General features: G+C 42.8%; 14 protein-coding genes and 1 tRNA gene. 5 read left to right on the top strand and 10 right to left on the bottom strand.

The genetic code is table 11. The features are described from left to right. Positions 1 to 47: 47 nt before the first annotated feature. The 9 genes from sucD to sdhC form a co-directional block, all read right to left on the bottom strand. Positions 48 to 938, bottom strand: a complete 891-nt coding sequence (gene sucD, locus FTU44_RS04730; protein WP_005096290.1) for a succinate--CoA ligase subunit alpha — start codon at positions 936 to 938, stop codon at positions 48 to 50. Between the two features lie 12 nt (positions 939 to 950). Beyond that, positions 951 to 2,117 (bottom strand): ADP-forming succinate--CoA ligase subunit beta, encoded by a 1,167-nt coding sequence (sucC, locus tag FTU44_RS04735; RefSeq protein WP_005096289.1) that lies wholly within the window; start codon positions 2,115 to 2,117, stop codon positions 951 to 953. A 172-nt stretch (positions 2,118 to 2,289) separates the two neighbouring features. Then, positions 2,290 to 3,720, bottom strand: a complete 1,431-nt coding sequence (gene lpdA, locus FTU44_RS04740; RefSeq protein WP_005096288.1) for a dihydrolipoyl dehydrogenase — start codon at positions 3,718 to 3,720, stop codon at positions 2,290 to 2,292. 95 nt (positions 3,721 to 3,815) lie between these two features. Next, positions 3,816 to 5,030, bottom strand: a complete 1,215-nt coding sequence (odhB, locus tag FTU44_RS04745; protein WP_005171964.1) for a 2-oxoglutarate dehydrogenase complex dihydrolipoyllysine-residue succinyltransferase — start codon at positions 5,028 to 5,030, stop codon at positions 3,816 to 3,818. A gap of 18 nt (positions 5,031 to 5,048) precedes the next feature. Next, complete coding sequence (locus FTU44_RS04750; protein ID WP_005096285.1) at positions 5,049 to 7,871, bottom strand: 2-oxoglutarate dehydrogenase E1 component; 2,823 nt, start codon at positions 7,869 to 7,871, stop codon at positions 5,049 to 5,051. Between the two features lie 821 nt (positions 7,872 to 8,692). Beyond that, positions 8,693 to 9,403, bottom strand: a complete 711-nt coding sequence (locus FTU44_RS04755; RefSeq protein ID WP_005171970.1) for a succinate dehydrogenase iron-sulfur subunit — start codon at positions 9,401 to 9,403, stop codon at positions 8,693 to 8,695. A gap of 14 nt (positions 9,404 to 9,417) precedes the next feature. Further along, a complete protein-coding gene (gene sdhA / locus FTU44_RS04760; protein ID WP_005171973.1) occupies positions 9,418 to 11,316 on the bottom strand; it encodes a succinate dehydrogenase flavoprotein subunit in 1,899 nt (632 codons plus the stop codon). A gap of 12 nt (positions 11,317 to 11,328) precedes the next feature. Further along, positions 11,329 to 11,694 carry a succinate dehydrogenase, hydrophobic membrane anchor protein gene (sdhD, locus tag FTU44_RS04765; RefSeq protein ID WP_005096282.1) on the bottom strand — a complete coding sequence of 122 codons (366 nt, stop codon included), beginning with the start codon at positions 11,692 to 11,694 and terminating at the stop codon, positions 11,329 to 11,331. After that, the gene (gene sdhC / locus FTU44_RS04770; RefSeq protein WP_074383085.1) at positions 11,694 to 12,092 is read right to left on the bottom strand and encodes a succinate dehydrogenase, cytochrome b556 subunit; all 399 of its coding nucleotides are present in this window, start codon (positions 12,090 to 12,092) and stop codon (positions 11,694 to 11,696) included. Before sdhC ends, sdhD begins: the two co-directional genes overlap by 1 nt. A gap of 1,008 nt (positions 12,093 to 13,100) precedes the next feature. Between sdhC and gltA the strand changes: the two genes are divergently transcribed. From gltA to FTU44_RS04785, 3 genes are all read left to right on the top strand, one after another. Next, positions 13,101 to 14,375 (top strand): citrate synthase, encoded by a 1,275-nt coding sequence (gltA, locus tag FTU44_RS04775; RefSeq protein ID WP_005096279.1) that lies wholly within the window; start codon positions 13,101 to 13,103, stop codon positions 14,373 to 14,375. Positions 14,376 to 14,526: 151 nt separating this feature from the next. Next, the gene (locus tag FTU44_RS04780; protein ID WP_180049637.1) at positions 14,527 to 15,030 is read left to right on the top strand and encodes a hypothetical protein; all 504 of its coding nucleotides are present in this window, start codon (positions 14,527 to 14,529) and stop codon (positions 15,028 to 15,030) included. 372 nt (positions 15,031 to 15,402) lie between these two features. After that, positions 15,403 to 17,028 carry an NAD+ synthase gene (locus FTU44_RS04785; RefSeq protein ID WP_180049639.1) on the top strand — a complete coding sequence of 542 codons (1,626 nt, stop codon included), beginning with the start codon at positions 15,403 to 15,405 and terminating at the stop codon, positions 17,026 to 17,028. Between the two features lie 215 nt (positions 17,029 to 17,243). On the opposite strand, the gene FTU44_RS04790 is transcribed toward FTU44_RS04785, so the two are convergent. Further along, a tRNA-Met gene (locus FTU44_RS04790) sits at positions 17,244 to 17,320 on the bottom strand. 176 nt (positions 17,321 to 17,496) lie between these two features. Between FTU44_RS04790 and FTU44_RS04795 the strand changes: the two genes are divergently transcribed. Continuing rightward, on the top strand, positions 17,497 to 17,901 hold the full coding sequence (locus tag FTU44_RS04795; RefSeq protein WP_005171986.1) for a hypothetical protein: 405 nt from the start codon (positions 17,497 to 17,499) through the stop codon (positions 17,899 to 17,901). 240 nt (positions 17,902 to 18,141) lie between these two features. After that, a complete protein-coding gene (locus tag FTU44_RS04800; protein ID WP_005096273.1) occupies positions 18,142 to 18,582 on the top strand; it encodes a universal stress protein in 441 nt (146 codons plus the stop codon). The last annotated feature ends 33 nt before the right edge of the window (positions 18,583 to 18,615 follow it).

The raw sequence follows: 18,615 nt of genomic DNA on the forward strand, positions 1-18,615 counted from the left end.
AAAAAGCTCCCAACTGGGAGCTTTTTAGTGCATGTTTAATCTATAAATCAAACCAAACCTTTATCTTTCAATACTTGCAACATGGTTGAACCAAGTTCCGCAGGACTGCGGGTATATGCCATACCCGCACGCTCAAAGGCAGCAAATTTTTCTTCAGCAGTTCCTTTACCACCTGAAATAATTGCACCCGCATGCCCCATACGCTTGCCTTTAGGTGCGGTAACACCTGCAATATAACCGACCACAGGCTTGGTGACATGAGCCTGAATATATTCCGCTGCCTCTTCTTCTGCGGTACCACCAATTTCACCAATCATAATAATGGCTTCAGTCTGAGGATCGTCCTGGAACAGTTTCAAGCAGTCAATCTGGTTCATGCCCGGAATCGGATCTCCCCCGATCCCGATACAAGTCGACTGACCCAGTCCAAGCTTGGTGGTCTGCGCTACGGCTTCATAGGTCAAAGTCCCTGAGCGCGAGATAATTCCAATTTTACCCGGCTGATGAATATGACCCGGCATGATCCCGATCTTACATTCACCCGGCGTAATAATGCCCGGACAGTTTGGCCCGATTAAACGCGTGCCATTACCATTGGTTTCCAGATAACGCTTGGCTTTAAGCATGTCGATGGTCGGTACACCTTCAGTGATCACCACAATTAACTCAATGCCCGAATCAACCGCTTCAACAATAGAATCCAGCACAAATGGTGCAGGAACATAAATCACCGAAGCATCTGCGCCAGTTTCTTTCACCGCTTCGCGCATGGTATTGAATACTGGTAATTCCAGATGGGTTTGACCACCCTTACCCGGTGTTACACCACCGACAACTTTGGTGCCGTAAGCCAAAGCCTGCTCAGAATGAAATGTACCGTTTTTTCCTGTAAAGCCCTGTACCAATACTTTGGTGTCTTTATTCACTAATACGCTCATGATTGATACTCCTTAAGCTTTTACAGCAGCAACGATTTTTTCTGCAGCGTCAGCAAGACCATTTGCAGAAATCAATTTCAAACCTGATTCATCCAGTAATTTTGCACCCAGTTCCGCATTGTTGCCTTCGAGGCGAACAACCACAGGAACGGTCACATTTACTTCCTGAACCGCCGCAATAATTGCTTCTGCAATCATGTCACAACGTACAATTCCACCAAAAATATTAATCAACACACCCTGCACAGAGTGATCTGCCAGAATAATTTTAAAAGCTTCAATCACGCGCTCTTTGGTCGCACCACCACCGACATCGAGGAAGTTGGCAGGTTGACCACCATAAAGCTTGATAATATCCATGGTTGCCATCGCAAGACCGGCACCATTCACCATACAGCCAATGTTCCCTTCCAATGCCACATAGTTCAGATCGAATTCAGATGCTTTGAGTTCACGTTCATTTTCCTGAGACTTATCACGTAGCGCAGCCACTTCAGGCAAACGGTACAGTGCATTCGAATCAATCCCGATTTTGGCATCCACACACAGAATATCGCCATTTTCACGTACCGACAGCGGATTGATTTCAAAAAGTGCAAAATCATTGTCTACAAATGCCTGATAAGCAGCAGTCATGACTTTAACAAATTGATTAATTTGGCCATCTTTGAGTTTTAGGGCAAAAGCCACTTCGCGAGCCTGAAATGGCATGAGCCCCACTAAAGGATCAACTTCAACTTTAATAATTTTTTCAGGGGTTTCTTCGGCCACTTTCTCAATTTCAACACCGCCTTCAGTCGATGCCATAAAAGTAATGCGGCGGGTTGAACGATCGACCACCGCACCCAAATAAAGTTCGCGCTCAACAGGATAAACATCCTCAGAGACTAAAATGCTATTTACCGGCTGACCATTGGCATCGGTCTGATAAGTTACCAGGTTTGAACCGATGATCTGGTTGGCATATTCAGCAGCCTCGGTAGCCGATTTAACGACTTTTACACCACCGGCCTTCCCACGACCACCCGCATGCACCTGAGCTTTCAGTACTGCGAACTTTCCACCTAACTGCTCGAAAGCATGTACCGTTTCATCGGCATTGGTGGCAAGTATCCCTTCCTGTACCGGCATACCATATTTTTTTAATAGCGCTTTTGCTTGATACTCATGTAAATTCATTCAATAACCTTTTATTACTTCTTTGCCTTGTTATAAACCCACCAGTACCCAGACGTCCGTCAAAGCAGTACCAGCATTTCTTAAAATCGTTATCTTTATTTTTAGATGATTGTTCCCATAAAAACAACCATGAAATGTAAAAAGAGCGACCTAAGCCGCTCTTTTTTTAATTTTATTTACGTTTGCGTTGAATCGCATGAATCGCACGACCATCGACCGCAAGTGCAGCTTCGTGTACCACTTCAGAGAAAGTTGGATGACCAAAAGTCATCAACTGTAGATCTTCAACTGAAGATACAAACTCAAGTGCAATCATACCTTGGTGTACGATGTCAGACGCAGCAGGTCCAATCACGTGCATACCCAATAGACGATCTGTTTTCGCATCAGCAACAAACTTCACAAAACCAGCATTTTCGCCGGCAGCCATTGCACGGCCGTTTGCAGCAAAACCGAATTGACCGGTTTTCACTTCGTGACCTTTGTCTTTGGCTTGCTGTTCTGTTAAACCAACCCACGCCGCTTCCGGATGGGTATAGATGACAGAAATAATCGTGTCGTAGTTGACTTGAGCGGCATGACCGTGAATACGTTCAACGGCCATTACGCCTTCTTCCATGGCTTTATGCGCAAGCATAGGACCACGAACCAAGTCACCAATTGCGTATACGCCGTCCACAGACGTTGCACACCAATCGTTCACTTCAACCAGACCACGCTCAGTCAGTTTAATGCCGCAATCATCCGCCAATAAACCTTCAGCATAAGCACGACGGCCTACACATACGATTAACTTGTCGAAAGTTTGAGTCTTGTCTTCACCGCCCTGAGTGTACTTCACAGTCACTTCAGAACCGTTCACTTCAGTACCAGAAACTTTCGCACCAACGCGAATATCAAGACCTTGCTTAGTCAACAGTTTTTGGTAGTCTTTTGCCAAGGCTTTATCAGCCATTGGTAAGAATGCATCCATTGCTTCAAATACAACAACTTCAGCACCCAGACGACGCCAAACTGAACCTAATTCAAGACCGATAACGCCCGCACCAATTACGCCTAATCGTTTAGGTACTTCTTGGAATTCAAGTGCGCCAGTTGAGTCAACAATAATGTTTTGATCAACAGGTGCAGATGGGATATTGATTGGCACAGAACCAGTCGCAAGAATCACGTATTTTGGTTCTAAAATTTGAGTTTCGCCTTCATGAGAAACGAACTCAACTTTTTTACCGGCAAGTAATTTACCTGTACCTTTTAACCATTCGATGCCGTTGCCTTTCAGCAAGCCATCAATACCCATGGTCAATTGGTCAACGATTTTGTCTTTACGCGCTAAAAGTTTAGCAAGATCAAATTTCACTTCACCCGTGGTAATACCGTGATCATCTAGATGCTGCACTGTATCTTCGTAACGGTGAGAAGAATCAAGCAAAGCTTTAGACGGGATACAACCCACGTTTAAGCAGGTGCCACCTAAAGATGGCTTGCCTTTATGAATACGTTTTTCGATACACGCAACTTTGAAACCAAGTTGAGCTGCACGAATTGCTGCTTCGTAGCCGCCCGGGCCACCACCAATTACGACTAAATCGAATTGAGACATGTTTATCTCCAAATAATCCCCTTTAATCTCCCTTCAAAAGGGAGACCTAAGCCCTCTTTTTAAAAAGGGATTAGGGAAGATTCTTAATAAATAAATTACAGATCAAGGATAAGACGCGCTGGCTCTTCTAACAATTCTTTGATTGTTACAAGGAAACCGACTGCTTCTTTACCATCGATTAGACGGTGGTCATAAGACAATGCAAGGTACATCATAGGCAAGATTTCTACTTGACCATTCACTGCCATCGGACGTTCCTGGATTTTATGCATACCCAGAATCGCAGTTTGTGGCGTGTTCAAGATCGGAGTAGATAACAATGAACCGAAAGTACCACCATTGGTAATCGTGAATGTACCGCCAGTCATGTCTTCGATGCCTAATTTGCCATCACGCGCTTTCGCAGCGTATGCACGAATACCGTTTTCAACTTCGGCATAGTTCATGCGGTCTGTATCACGAAGTACAGGAACCACCAGACCACGCTCAGATGAAACTGCAACACCAATGTCATAGTAACCGTGATAAACAATGTCATCGCCATCGATTGATGCGTTCACTGCCGGATAGCGTTTTAGCGCTTCAGTTGCTGCTTTAACAAAGAATGACATGAAGCCAAGACGTGCACCATGACGTTTTTCAAACGCATCTTTGTATTGAGCACGCATTTCCATGATTGGTTTCATGTTCACTTCGTTGAACGTGGTCAACATTGCAGTTTCTTGAGTCGCTGCAAGTAAACGTTCAGCAACACGCTTACGAAGACGTGTCATTGGAACACGTTTTTCGATACGTTCGCCCACAGCAACGCTTAATGGCGCAGCAGCAGGAGCAGCTGGTTTCGCTTGGTGGTTTGCCACATCTTCTTTGGTGATGCGACCGCCACGACCTGTACCCGCAACATCAGCTGCTGCAACACCAGATTCAGTCAATGCTTTACGCACTGCTGGCGCTTGGTCTTGTACTTGCTGACGTTCAACGATTGGTGAATTACCTGCTTCAGTATTCGCCGCAGCTTGTTCAACTTTCTCTTCAGACTGAACTGCTTGAGTTTGAGCAGCGCCAGAAACAGCACCTTCTTCAAACTGTGCAATGACTTCAGCTGAAAGTACAGTGTCGCCTTCATTTTTAATGATAGAGGCAATTGTACCGTCTGCAGGAGCAACAACTTCTAAAACAACTTTATCAGTCTCAATATCACAGATCACTTCATCACGTGATACTGCTTCACCTGGTTGTTTGTGCCAAGTTGCGATCGTACCGTCCGCAACTGACTCTGGGAATACCGGTGCTTTAATTTCGGTTGCCATTACTTAGAATCTCCTGGATTATTCAGCGTCGATCGCAAGCGCGTCGTTGATGAGCTGAGCTTGTTGTTTTGCATGCAAATATGGTGAACCACAAGCCGGTGCAGCAGATGCTTCACGGCCAGCGTAGCTAATACGGACTTGTTTACCCGCTTTCATCACATCGTCATATAGACGCGGAGCGATGAACAACCAAGCACCTTGGTTTTTAGGCTCTTCTTGTGCCCAAACCAGTTCTTTCACATTTGGATATTGTGCAAGGACTTCTGTCAGGCGTTTTTCTGGGTATGGATATAATTGTTCAATACGCACAATCGCAGTATTGTTCAATTCTTTTTCACGACGTTTTTCAATCAGGTCGTAATACACCTTACCACCACACAGAACCAGACGGGTTACATCTGACTTGTTGATGTTGTCCACTTCATCAATCACGGTCTGGAAGCTACCGTTTGCAAGTTCTTCTAGCGTAGACGTTGCAAGTTTGTGACGAAGAAGAGACTTCGGTGAAGTCACGATCAATGGCTTACGGATTGGACGAATCGCTTGACGACGTAAAGCATGATAAATCTGTGCAGGTGTGGTCGGTGTGATCACTTGCATGTTGTCTTCAGCACATAGCTGTAAGAAACGCTCTAAACGTGCAGATGAATGTTCCGGACCCTGACCTTCAAAACCGTGTGGAAGAAGCATGGTCAAACCACAGACACGTTCCCATTTGGTTTCACCAGACGAGATGAACTGGTCAATCACAACCTGTGCACAGTTCGCGAAGTCACCGAATTGCGCTTCCCAAATGATCAAGCTCTTAGGAAGAGTCGTCGCATAACCATATTCAAATGCCAATACCGCCATTTCTGACAACAATGAGTCATAGATTGCAGTACGCGGCTGGTTTTCTTTCAGGTTACACAGCGGAAGATAAGTTGAACCATCGACCTGGTTATGCAGTTTTGCATGACGGTGCGAGAAGGTACCACGACCTACGTCTTCACCGGTTAAACGAAGCAAGTAACCATCATCTAGTACAGTTGCATACGCCAGAGTTTCAGCAGCACCCCAGTTCAGTGGCATTTCACCCGTTTGCATTTTCAGACGGTCATCGATCACTTTCGCAACCTGACGCTGCATCACGAAGCCTTCAGGAAGTTCGCGCATTTTCGCGCCAAGTTCTTTTAGACGCTCGATCGGGAAAGTCGTATCCCATTCGTCTGTGTAGTCATGACCCAAGTAAGGCGTCCAGTCCACAAACATTTTCTTGTTCGGTTCAAGTACCAGCGCATTGGCAACGTGATTACCCGCTTCCAGATCTGCACGGTAATTTTCAACCATTTGATCTGCATTTGCACGATCAAGAACACCCTGTTGTACCAGTTGATCCGCATAAAGCGTACGCGTGGTCGCTTTCTTGCTAATCACTTGATACATCATTGGTTGAGTTGCAGCCGGCTCATCCGCTTCGTTATGACCACGACGACGGTAGCAGAACATGTCAATCACAACGTCTTTACGGAAAGTATGACGGAAGTCATGAGCCAATTGTGAAATGAATACCACAGCCTCAGGATCATCACCATTGACATGGAAGATCGGTGCCTGGATCATTTTCGCGATATCAGTACAGTATTCTGTAGAACGCGCATCACGTGGATCAGAAGTGGTGAAACCCACCTGGTTATTAATCACAATGTGCACTGTACCACCCACGGTATAACCGCGAGTTTGTGACATCTGGAAAGTTTCCTGGTTGACGCCCTGACCTGCAAATGCAGCATCACCATGTACGATTAATGGCAATACGTCATCGCCGCCAATGTCTTTACGACGTACTTGACGTGCACGTACCGAACCCTCAACCACAGGGCCAACGATTTCCAAATGTGACGGGTTAAACGCCAATGCCAAGTGAACTTCGCCACCTTGGGTCATCACGTTTGAAGAGAAGCCTTGATGGTACTTAACGTCACCAGAACCTTTCTTGTGAATCGATTTACCTTCAAATTCACCAAACAGGTCAGCCGGGTTTTTACCCATGATGTTAACCAAAAGGTTCAAACGGCCACGGTGAGGCATACCGATTACAACTTCTTTACAGCCAACAGAACCTGCACGCTGAATAATTTCGTTAACCATCGGGATGAATGATTCACCCCCTTCAACGCCAAAACGTTTTGCACCAACAAACTTATTACCTAGATATTTTTCCAGGCCTTCAGCTGCGGTTAAACGTTCAAGGACATGTTTCTTTTGTTCAGCATTAAAACCATATTGACCACGTGCACTTTCCAGACGTTGTTGAATCCAACGTTTCTCTTTGGTGTCCACAATGTGCATGTATTCAGCACCGATTGAACCACAGTAAGTGGCTTCCATTGCCTGAACCATCTCAGCCAAAGTCGCTTCTTCTTTACCGATCGCCAGGTTGCCAGTATTGAATACCGTATCTAGGTCCGACTGAGTTAAACCATGCGCAGCAAGATCTAGATCAGGCACAACTTCACGTTTCGCCAAACCCAATGGATCCAGTTTTGCTTTCTGGTGACCACGATTACGGTATGCAGCAATCAGCTGCAACACGCCAATTTGGCGACGTTCATGCTCTGAGCTGACAGTTGATTGAACAACAGGCTGAATACGGCTTGAATTACGACCTAAAAGTAGGAATTGCTCACGTACATTACTGTGTGGTTGATCACCTTTTGGGAATTTACCGAAGTATTCTTGCCAGTCAGCACCTACTGAATCCGGAGCCGTCAAATACTGCTCATAAAGTTCTTCAATATACGCTGCACTATCAGCGCTAAGTTCAGTGTCAAGACGCAGAGCGTCAGCAACTTCTTGCATTTGTGGACCCATTTCCTATTGCAAAAACATTTTCAGGATGCTTTTTAAGCAAAACCCAGGATTATTAGTGTCAGATTGGTAATATGACACTAGTCCCCCATAAGGCATAAGCCATGAGGCGTTATCACCACACCAAGAAAATCTTGATATGTTTAATGAACAATAACACCCCTCAGCGGTATCATTACTCATTGAATACCCGATCGAAACCGGGCAATTTTTTGCAAATCGACTTAGAAAAAACAAGTAGGAACAAAGATTTTTTCTAAAGCGACTCAAGCCTACCTTTATATACCAGTCCCTGGTTATGCAATGTTTAAAAAATGTACCTAAAATGGCATTTTCTAAAGATAGTCATAGGCTAAATGCTAACATGTTCTCAAGTTTTCAATTGATTTTTTTGACACATACCTTTCATAAATTGGCTAAATACAGTTCAGATATTTTACTCTAACCTATGGTGCTTTATCTCAAAAATAGATTCAATGTAGACTTAAGTCCTAAGCATTTCCGATAAATAAAAAGAGAGCAAACCTTTCAATCCACTCCCTCCTTAAATTTCCGTTATATAATAACATCGTTCTTGTTATTTTTCAGGTCAGTTTTACAGCTAAAAATCATAAATACCCCAAATAATTACATGTTCTTGTTCTATGGCACTTAACATCACCCGTCATTTCCTGACTACCTGACTCAACTTTATACATTTTAAGTATAGTATCTTTATTTTTATCTGATGATTTTTTATTTTGCTTCAATGGTTTGCACAAAAAAAGCACACCTTGTGGTGTGCTTTTTTCCAAACTGCTATCAGCAGCCTATTAACCTGCCATATCTAAAAGCATATTACGGATATGACCGATTGCTTTAGTTGGGTTCAAGCCTTTAGGACACACAGATACACAGTTCATGATGCCTTTACAACGGAACAATGAGAATGGATCGTCAAGACGAGCCAAACGCTCTTGTGTTCCAGTATCACGCGAGTCAATGATGAAGCGGTAAGCGTTCAACAATGCTGAAGGACCCAGGAACTTGTCCGGGTTCCACCAGAATGACGGGCATGAGGTTGAACAACATGCACATAGAATACATTCATACAGACCATCAAGATGCTCACGCTCTTCAGGAGACTGTAAACGTTCCTTTGGAGGCGCAGGCTGGTTGTTGATCAAGAATGGATGGATCTTGTTGTACTGATCGTAGAACTGGTTCATGTCAACCACCAGATCTTTCACTACAGGAAGACCAGGCAATGGACGAACAGTAATTTCATTGGGTAAATCGTTCAGGTTCCAAAGACACGCCAAACCATTTTTACCATTGATGTTTACACCATCAGAACCACAAATACCTTCACGACATGAACGACGGAACGTTAAAGATTCGTCTTGTACTTTTAATGCTAGAAGTGCATCAAGCAACATACGGTGCTTGTCAGTCAATTCCAGTTTAAAAGTCTGCATGTACGGTGCTTTATCCTTGTCAGGATCATAGCGGTAGATATGAAATGTACGAGTACCTCTACTCATCTGAATTCTCCTGATTAGAATGTACGTGGTTTAGGTGGAATCGCGTCAACCGACAATGGACGGTAACGAACTGGCTTGTACTCAAGACGGTTGTCCACAGAGAACCATAATGTGTGCTTCATCCACTCATCATCACGACGACCATATGGATAATCCGCATGATCCGGTGACAATTCGAAATCTACCACAGTATGCGCACCACGACATTCTTTACGCGCAGCAGCTGAAATTAAGGTCGCTTTTGCAACTTCATACAAGTTTTCAACTTCTAATGCTTCAACACGTGCAGTGTTAAATACTTTAGATTTGTCTTTCAAATGAATATTACGAACACGTGGCTCAATTGCAAGAATCTGCTTTACACCTTCCTCAAGTAGTGCCGATGTACGGAATACACCCGCATGATCTTGAACGATGTCACGAATCGCATCTGCAACTTCCTGAGCATTCTCACCTGTTGTGGATTCGTCAAGTTTACGAATACGCGCAACCGTTTGCTCAAGTACAGTTGTTGGTAGTGGCTCGTACTCATCACCGTGATGCTTAGTCACATAATCGATGATGTGTTTACCCGCAGCCTTACCAAATACCACCAAGTCAAGCAGTGAGTTGGTACCTAAACGGTTTGCACCATGTACAGATACACATGAACATTCACCAATTGCATAGAAACCTTTCACTGGCTTAGTGAAATCACGTTCGGCTGCATTGGTCGAATAAACATCGGTATCCTTGTTGTAATGTGCCGCCAGCGCTTCAGTTTCGCGTGACTCAGGCACAACAACCTGACCATGAATATTGGTTGGAATACCACCCATTTGGTAATGGATTGTTGGTACTACTGGAATTGGTTCTTTGGTGATATCCACGTTCGCGAATTTCTTGCCAATCTCGAATACCGATGGCAGACGCTTCATGATCGTATCCGCACCTAAATGCGTCATATCAAGCAGGATATAGTCACCTTTAGGACCACAACCACGACCTTCTTTGATTTCTTGGTCCATAGAACGTGATACGAAGTCACGTGGCGCCAAGTCTTTCAAAGTTGGAGCATAACGCTCCATGAACGGTTCGCCATCTTTGTTACGAAGGATTGCACCTTCACCACGACAGCCTTCAGTCAACAATACACCTGCACCCGCAACACCCGTAGGGTGGAACTGCCAGAATTCCATATCTTGCAATGGAATACCTGCACGCGCCGCCATGCCAAGACCGTCACCAGTATTGATATAGGCATTGGTAGATGCACGGTAAACACGACCCGCACCACCGGTAGCAAACAATGTGGCCTTACCTTGGAATACGGCAATTTTACCAGTTTCCTGGTCAATTGCAGTGACACCAAGTACGTCGCCTGCTTCGTTACGGATCAAATCAAGTGCGATCCATTCTACGAAGAATTGCGTACCCATTTTCACGTTGCTTTGATAAAGCGTGTGAAGAAGTGCGTGACCTGTACGGTCGGCAGCAGCACATGCACGTGGCACCGCTTTTTCACCGTAGTTCGCAGAGTGGCCACCGAATGGACGCTGGTAAATTGTACCATCAGCGTTACGGTCAAATGGCATACCCAAGTGTTCTAATTCGTATACCACTTGAGGTGCTTCACGCGTCATAAATTCGATTGCGTCTTGGTCACCTAACCAGTCCGAACCTTTTACTGTGTCGTAGAAATGGTAGTGCCAGTTATCTTCTTGCATATTACCAAGAGATGCACCAATACCACCCTGCGCTGCCACAGTGTGAGAACGGGTTGGGAAAACTTTGGTCAGTACCGCAACTTTCAAACCAGCTTGAGCAAGTTGGTAAGACGCACGCATACCTGAACCACCACCACCCACGATGACTGCATCGAAGGTTTCGTGTGGAATATTTGTGTAATCTTCTTTAGGGTTTATAGCGCCCATGATTGTTTCCTATCAATTCGCCCAAAAAATCTGGATCGCCCAGATTGCATATGCCAACACAGCAATAATCACTGCTGAAGTCAGTACAATACGCAAACCATTCGCCGAAGGACCCATTTGACGAGTCGTCACATAGTCTGTGAAAACTTGCCACATACCAATCCAAGCGTGTGCAACAAGAGATAAGACTGACAATAAAGATAGAATCTTCATTGGAGTTGTCATCATGAAGCCATACCATTGTTCATAGCTGAATCCACTGTTACACAGGATCCAGCCCAAAATAACAACGGTATAAACAGCCAAAATAACAGCACTAACACGTTGGAGAAACCAATCGCGAGAACCTGAACCTGTTAAACCAGTAGCGCTTTTCATTAGAGTACGATCCATACAAATGCTGCAACAATACCGATTGCAGACAAGATTAATGCGATAGTAGATGCGACACGGCCACTTTCTAATTCTTCAGCAACGCCAATGTCAGCAAGTAAATGCTTAACACCCGCAATAAAGTGAAAAATCAAGCCGGCGACAAATACCCATACAATGAAACGAACAATGAAACCATTCATGATTTCTTGAACTTGCGCAAAACCTTCAGGTGAAGACAGTGATTTGTCTAAAATCCAAAGAAGGACCGGTACGAGTAAGAATACGATAACACCTGAAAGACGGTGTAGAATTGATGCAATAGCCACGGGCGATTTTAAGTTTACTTCTAAAACTTGACCCATGGACAAATTGACAGGTCTGTTGCTTTTCACAGCGGGCATCCTGTAAGTAAAAACTCCATCCGGAGTTTGTTGGAATTAATTCGAAGGAAAGCTGGCATTCTTAGGCAAATACATGCCTAAAATCAAAACGACACTGAATTATAAAACGTCAACTATTAAAACACAAACAGATGGATTTGGCTTTTTCAAGAAAAACCCTTTAAATAAGAATCATTAACAACAACATATGAGGTTCTTTAGCGACTAAGAATCCACTAACTTTCATCTATATAATTGTTTTTAAATAATTAACTTGATCAATTTACTCTGTTATTCTTTTTAAAGCCAATTCCCGCTATTTAGACTAAAGATGCACAGTTGCAGCACAAATCTTATTTAAAATCTCGATTTAATTTAAATGGAAATCAAGCTCATACAGGTAGTGCAGCAGTTATTAAGATGGGTCTGCTTTCAGGTATAATTATAACCTGAGCTTAAAGAGTCACTTAGACTGCACTCGATGATGGATTTTTTGATCGCTTTAGAGGATTTGGATTCGAAAAATCACTCATTTATTTTTAGACTGGGGACCTTTGCTGCAAAGTTGGCCATTTATTAAGCTATTTTTTAATCAATTGAATCAAGTCAAAAATTTAATTAATTGCTTTTATTTATAATTCTGCATGTGCAAAGGAAATGAGTAAAAACCATGTAAGTTATGAGATTTATATAGTTTTAACAACTCCCAATAAGATCAGCGATACTTTTTCGCAGCATTTCTTAGTCTGAAAAAACGCTTACAAATAATTCAGGCCCTCTATTTTTTTCTGCACCTCTGTTTAAATTTGACTTATTATAGAGGTTTGATGCTGTGATTTTACTGAACTTTTTATACCAAGATGGTGTGACTAAGCCGCTGTGCAAGCGTCATTTTTTCATCCATAAGTATAATTGACAAAATTTCAGTACTCACTAATCTTATAGCAAATTTTTGATCCATCCGTTTTGTGCATTAAAAGATTGATAGACAACTCGGATATACATTCACCAGGACAGGAGATCTATTGAATGTCTGAAGCAACTGGCAAGAAAGCCGTTTTACAGCTTGATGGCAAAGAAATTGAACTACCAATTTACAGCGGCACATTGGGCCCAGATGTAATCGACGTTAAAGATGTGTTGGCTGCAGGTCACTTTACTTTTGATCCTGGTTTTATGGCAACAGCGGCGTGCGAGTCTAAAATCACTTTCATCGACGGTAACAAAGGTGTACTTTTACACCGTGGCTACCCAATTGATCAATTGGCGACTAAAGCTGATTACCTAGAAACTTGCTATTTACTTCTTAATGGCGAACTTCCGACTGCTGAGCAAAAAGAAGAATTCGACGCTAAAGTACGTAACCACACAATGGTTCACGACCAAGTTAGCCGCTTCTATAACGGTTTCCGTCGTGATGCGCATCCTATGGCGATCATGGTGGGTGTTGTTGGTGCGTTATCTGCGTTCTACCACAACAATCTGGACATCGAAAATGTTGATCACCGTGAAATCACAGCGATCCGTTTAATTGCGAAGATCCCTACTTTAGCAGCTTGGAGCTACAAGTACACAATCGGTCAACCGTTTGTTTACCCACGTAACGACTTGAACTACGCTGAAAACTTCCTTCACATGATGTTCGCGACTCCTGCTGATCGTGATTATAAAGTTGATCCGATTCTTGCAAAAGCAATGGATCGTATCTTCACGCTTCATGCTGACCATGAACAAAATGCCTCTACGTCTACAGTACGTTTAGCTGGTTCTACTGGTGCTAACCCGTATGCATGTATTGCTGCTGGTATCTCCGCACTTTGGGGCCCTGCTCATGGCGGCGCGAACGAAGCTGTTCTTAAGATGCTTGATGAAATCGGCTCTGTAGAAAACGTTGCTGGCTTCATGGAAAAAGTGAAGACTAAAGAAGTTAAACTGATGGGCTTCGGTCACCGAGTTTACAAAAACTTCGATCCACGCGCGAAAGTCATGAAAGAAACTTGTGACGAAGTTCTTGGTGCGCTTGGCATCAACGATCCACAACTTGCTTTGGCTATGGAACTTGAACGTATTGCGCTTTCTGACGAATACTTCATCAAACGTAACCTATACCCGAACGTAGACTTCTACTCAGGTATCATCCTTAAAGCGATTGGTATCCCGACAGAAATGTTTACTGTGATCTTCGCGCTTGCACGTACTGTTGGCTGGATCAGCCACTGGTTAGAAATGCATAGCGGCCCTTACAAGATCGGTCGTCCTCGTCAGCTTTATACTGGTGAAGTCCAACGCGATATCGCTCGTTAATTCGAACGGCGTTGCAAGACAGAAAAACCACCCTTTGGGGTGGTTTTTTTAGTGCTGACAAAATCCTACATATAGCCTCTTTAATCCCTTTTAAAATGCATGAACCTCGACCATATTCATAGATTGAAAACTTGAACAGGATCTGTACTTGATGTTGTTGTATGCCCTACCGTTTATTTTAAGATTCATCCGTTTTGAACAGTTTAAGTGCCGTAACTTAACGGCCGGTGAAATCAGAATCTGTCAGCAGGTATTTGGCAATCTGATTGACTATTCGGCAGTCAGGATCATGAATCACCCATATTTACCCTGGCAATCCAGCCATGTGATTATGGCACCCAGTGGTTATATCCATGCACGAAATTTAAATTATCGGGAAGACTATTCATGTGAAAGCTTGGCCTATCAGGCACTGTTTATTCATGAGATGACCCATATTTATCAATACCAACAGCAGATTAATGTGGTTTTAAAAGGCGCACTCCTACAAGGTGCTTATTTTTTAAGCTTAGGGAAATATAATCCTTACAAATATCAATTTAATCCCAACAAATCATTTTCACAGTATAATATTGAACAACAAGGTGATATTGCCCGAGATATTTTTCTTAAAAAAATACCCAATATTATTTTAGATAGCCAAACAATTGTTTGATATATAATCATTTTTATTCAAAATATCATCTTGATTTGGCATTTTGAAAATTAAGGCCATGAATAAATGATTTAAATCCTGAGATTTATTCATGTGCAGAAAACCTACATATTCTTTATTTTTGGATAATAACTTTTCATTTCAACATTCATTCTCGCAAAACAGCTCTAGCTTCTGGATTAAATTTCGATAAAATAACCCAAGTATGATATTTTAGCTCGCAGATCAAGATTTAACGATCATGTGATAAAGACGTTTTTTCTTTTGCCATTTGGCATTTTTTTAAGTATCAAAATGCACTCAGCTGGATAATTAGAATTATAAAAATCAGTGATTTAGTGTATTAACCTATAGGAATAGGATTTAATTGGAATGAAAAGTTTTAAAATTGCGATTGCTCAGTTCTCTCCACATGTGGGCAATTTGGATGCAAATACTCAAAAAATGATTGATCAGGCCAATCAGGCTAAAAAAGATAAGGCTGATCTGATTATCTTCCCTGAGCTTGCAATCTTGGGCTACCCTGCAGAAGATCTATTAATTCGTCCAAGTCTGGCCAAACGCACCAAAGCTGCTTTTGAAAAACTGACTGAAGTCAAAGATATTGTGATGGTCTTCGGTTTTGTAAATCAAACTGAAGATGGCCAGCGTTATAACTCAGCAGCCGTCATGAAAGATGGTGAGGTGCTGGGTATTTATAACAAACAGGTGTTGCCAAACTATGGCGTATTTGATGAAAAGCGTTATTTCGGTGAAGGTCATCAACATCTGGTATTTGAATATCTCGGACACAAATTTGGTGTGCTGATTTGTGAAGACGCATGGTCTTTAGCTACTGTACAGCAGCTGGCAAAACTCAATATCGAAACTGCTCTGGTACTGAATGCCTCTCCATATGAAGTGGGTAAACCACAACACCGTATCGAGACCATGGCAGCTCTGGTAAAACAATTGAATATCAATCTGGTCTATTGTAACCAGGTCGGTGGTCAGGATGATCTGATCTTTGACGGTACCAGCTTTGTGTTAAATAAATCTGGCGAAGTCGCGCTACAGGCCCCAAGTTTCCAGGAAAGCCTTTCTATCGCAGAATATGATGCTGAACAGCTTCAATTTAGCAAAGGTACAATTACACCTGCGCTGGACACCATGGCTGAGATCTATCAGAGCCTGGTGATGGCAACCCGTGATTATGTACAGCGTTCTGGCTTCCCCGGCGTGATTCTGGGCCTATCGGGTGGGATCGATTCTGCCCTGACCCTTGCGATTGCTGCAGATGCCATTGGTGCAGACAAAGTTCAGGCGGTTATGATGCCTTATACCTATACCGCGCAAATCAGCGTAGAAGATGCGGCTGAACAAGCAAAAAATATGGGGGTAACCTTTGGTATTGCCGAAATCAATCCGATAGTAAACGGCTTTATGCAGGTACTCTTCCCGTTCTTTGGAAGCGCCCCGGCAGATGCGACTGAGGAAAACCTGCAAGCACGTTCGCGTGGCACCTTATTAATGGCGCTTTCCAACAAGTTCGGCAATCTGGTGCTTGCGACCGGAAATAAATCTGAACTGGCTGTGGGTTATTGCACGCTGTATGGTGACATGGTCGGTGGCTATGCCGTCTTAAAAGATGTGTACAAAACCATTGTGTTTGAACTGGCGAAATATCGTAACAGTATTTCAGAAACACCCGTGATTCCAGAACGTGTCATTACTCGTCCACCATCAGCAGAACTGCGTCCAGATCAGGTCGATCAAGACTCTTTACCTTCATATGACATTCTGGATGCCATCCTGTATTCATACATCGAAGAAGACATGAGTCAAGACGATATTATTGAGAAAGGTTTTGATGCTGAGGTGGTGAAAAAAGTCATCCGTCTGGTCGACATGAATGAATACAAGCGCCGCCAAGGTGCAATTGGACCACGAATCAGTTCACGTTCTTATGGCCGCGAACGTCGTTATCCAATCGTCAATGGCTGGAAAGCAGGTAACTAAGCCCTTTTCTTAGTCATTTAAATCGAATCGCCCGAGTGAATACTGGGGCGATTTTTTTATATCAACCATCAAAGTAGAAAATTAATCAACAATCACAGAAAAATAATTTTGGAAATATCTGAAAATTTAATGGATGCTTCAAATAATTTTTATCATGCGCCATACTTTTTAAAAGACAAAAAAAGAGACCAAGCTGAGAGCTTGGTCTTTTAAAATGGTGGCTATGACGAGACTTGAACTTGTGACCCCCGCATTATGAGTGCGGTGCTCTAACCAACTGAGCTACATAGCCGTAAACTGTGTGCGCATTATCGTAATTTCAGGTGCTATCGTCAAGCATTTTAAAACACAAATGTTCAGTCTTTATGCAAATGAAGAATAAACTCTTAAACTTTAAACAATATTAGATTTTTTATTTGGTATTTCACATATTCTTATGAAGAACTTTAATGCTTGGAGCTTTCACCGATGTACAAAATCAACATACTGATTCTTTTACTTAGCACTTTAGCAATCACCGCCTGCCAGGTGATTTCTCCTATTTTTGTCAACTACAATGGAGTACGTCGCGATGTGGCACAGTGGATTAATCATCAACAATTCATGAGCATGCAACAGAAACGCACCTTGGCGCAATTAAGTCGGGCTCAACAGCAAATCAAGCGTTATCCGGAATATGATCAGACTCAACGACTGGCCATTGCCAAAGAAAATCAGATTGCATTCTATTGTGCACGTTTGCATGTGAACGAACATAAAATCCAGCAACTGCAACAACAAATTTTCGCACCTGAGACGCAGGCGATTTTAAATCAATATGAACAACTGGCACCACAAATCAAATTGGACCCGGCATCCATTCAATGTGATTGACAATCAGCTTGAATATTTCTGTAAATCCATATAATTCAATTATTTAAAATCAATAAACCATGAAACTTAAAACTCAGAAACCTGCGTTTAACTGTTTAATCTATTAGACATTATACCTATGTATTTACTTGGTTTTATTTTTATACAATACAGGCTATGATCAAAGTATAAACAACTATTCGTACTCGGTTTAACGTGTCATCATTTTTATAACACTTAATTCCCAACAGGAGAATTCTAATGCCTTTTGAACATATTTTAGTCCCTATTGACGGTTCGGAAACATCTTATGCTGCCGTTGATAAAGCAGTCGAAGTTGCCAAAGCATTTAACAGTAAAGTGACAGTGGTACAGGTACTGACACTCGACCCTTATATTGCTGCGGAATATATCTCTGCAGCGCAAACCAACGACCTGATTGAACGTGCCCGCACCTCGATCTTAAAAACTCTGGATGAAGCCAAAGCAAAATTCTCTGGTGCAGGTGTTGAAGTAGATACCCAGCTACTTGAAGGCCAGGTGATTTATAGCGAGATTGTCAAAGCAGCGAAAGATTTAAATTCTGACCTGATCATAATTGGTTCACATGGCCGTACTGGCTTCAAGAAACTGTTCCTGGGCAGCGTAGCTCAAAGCATTCTAGGTCAGGCCGATATTCCAGTGATGGTTATTCGCAAGTAATCCGTGCATCAAACTCAAAATCCCCACTTTCTA

The organism is Acinetobacter sp. YH12105 (assembly GCF_013419095.1).
Lineage (GTDB): Bacteria > Pseudomonadota > Gammaproteobacteria > Pseudomonadales > Moraxellaceae > Acinetobacter > Acinetobacter pseudolwoffii.

Excerpts from the sequence above, each read along its gene's own strand:
- sdhA (WP_005171973.1), bottom strand. The coding sequence starts at position 11,316 with ATGGGCGCTATAAACCCTAAAGAAGATTACACAAATATTCCACACGAA.
- FTU44_RS04755 (WP_005171970.1), bottom strand. The coding sequence starts at position 9,403 with ATGAGTAGAGGTACTCGTACATTTCATATCTACCGCTATGATCCTGAC.
- odhB (WP_005171964.1), bottom strand. The coding sequence starts at position 5,030 with ATGGCAACCGAAATTAAAGCACCGGTATTCCCAGAGTCAGTTGCGGAC.
- FTU44_RS04795 (WP_005171986.1), top strand. The coding sequence starts at position 17,497 with ATGTACAAAATCAACATACTGATTCTTTTACTTAGCACTTTAGCAATC.
- sucC (WP_005096289.1), bottom strand. The coding sequence starts at position 2,117 with ATGAATTTACATGAGTATCAAGCAAAAGCGCTATTAAAAAAATATGGT.
- FTU44_RS04785 (WP_180049639.1), top strand. The coding sequence starts at position 15,403 with ATGAAAAGTTTTAAAATTGCGATTGCTCAGTTCTCTCCACATGTGGGC.
- sdhD (WP_005096282.1), bottom strand. The coding sequence starts at position 11,694 with ATGAAAAGCGCTACTGGTTTAACAGGTTCAGGTTCTCGCGATTGGTTT.
- gltA (WP_005096279.1), top strand. The coding sequence starts at position 13,101 with ATGTCTGAAGCAACTGGCAAGAAAGCCGTTTTACAGCTTGATGGCAAA.
- FTU44_RS04800 (WP_005096273.1), top strand. The coding sequence starts at position 18,142 with ATGCCTTTTGAACATATTTTAGTCCCTATTGACGGTTCGGAAACATCT.
- FTU44_RS04780 (WP_180049637.1), top strand. The coding sequence starts at position 14,527 with ATGTTGTTGTATGCCCTACCGTTTATTTTAAGATTCATCCGTTTTGAA.
- FTU44_RS04750 (WP_005096285.1), bottom strand. The coding sequence starts at position 7,871 with ATGCAAGAAGTTGCTGACGCTCTGCGTCTTGACACTGAACTTAGCGCT.
- sdhC (WP_074383085.1), bottom strand. The coding sequence starts at position 12,092 with ATGCCCGCTGTGAAAAGCAACAGACCTGTCAATTTGTCCATGGGTCAA.
- lpdA (WP_005096288.1), bottom strand. The coding sequence starts at position 3,720 with ATGTCTCAATTCGATTTAGTCGTAATTGGTGGTGGCCCGGGCGGCTAC.
- sucD (WP_005096290.1), bottom strand. The coding sequence starts at position 938 with ATGAGCGTATTAGTGAATAAAGACACCAAAGTATTGGTACAGGGCTTT.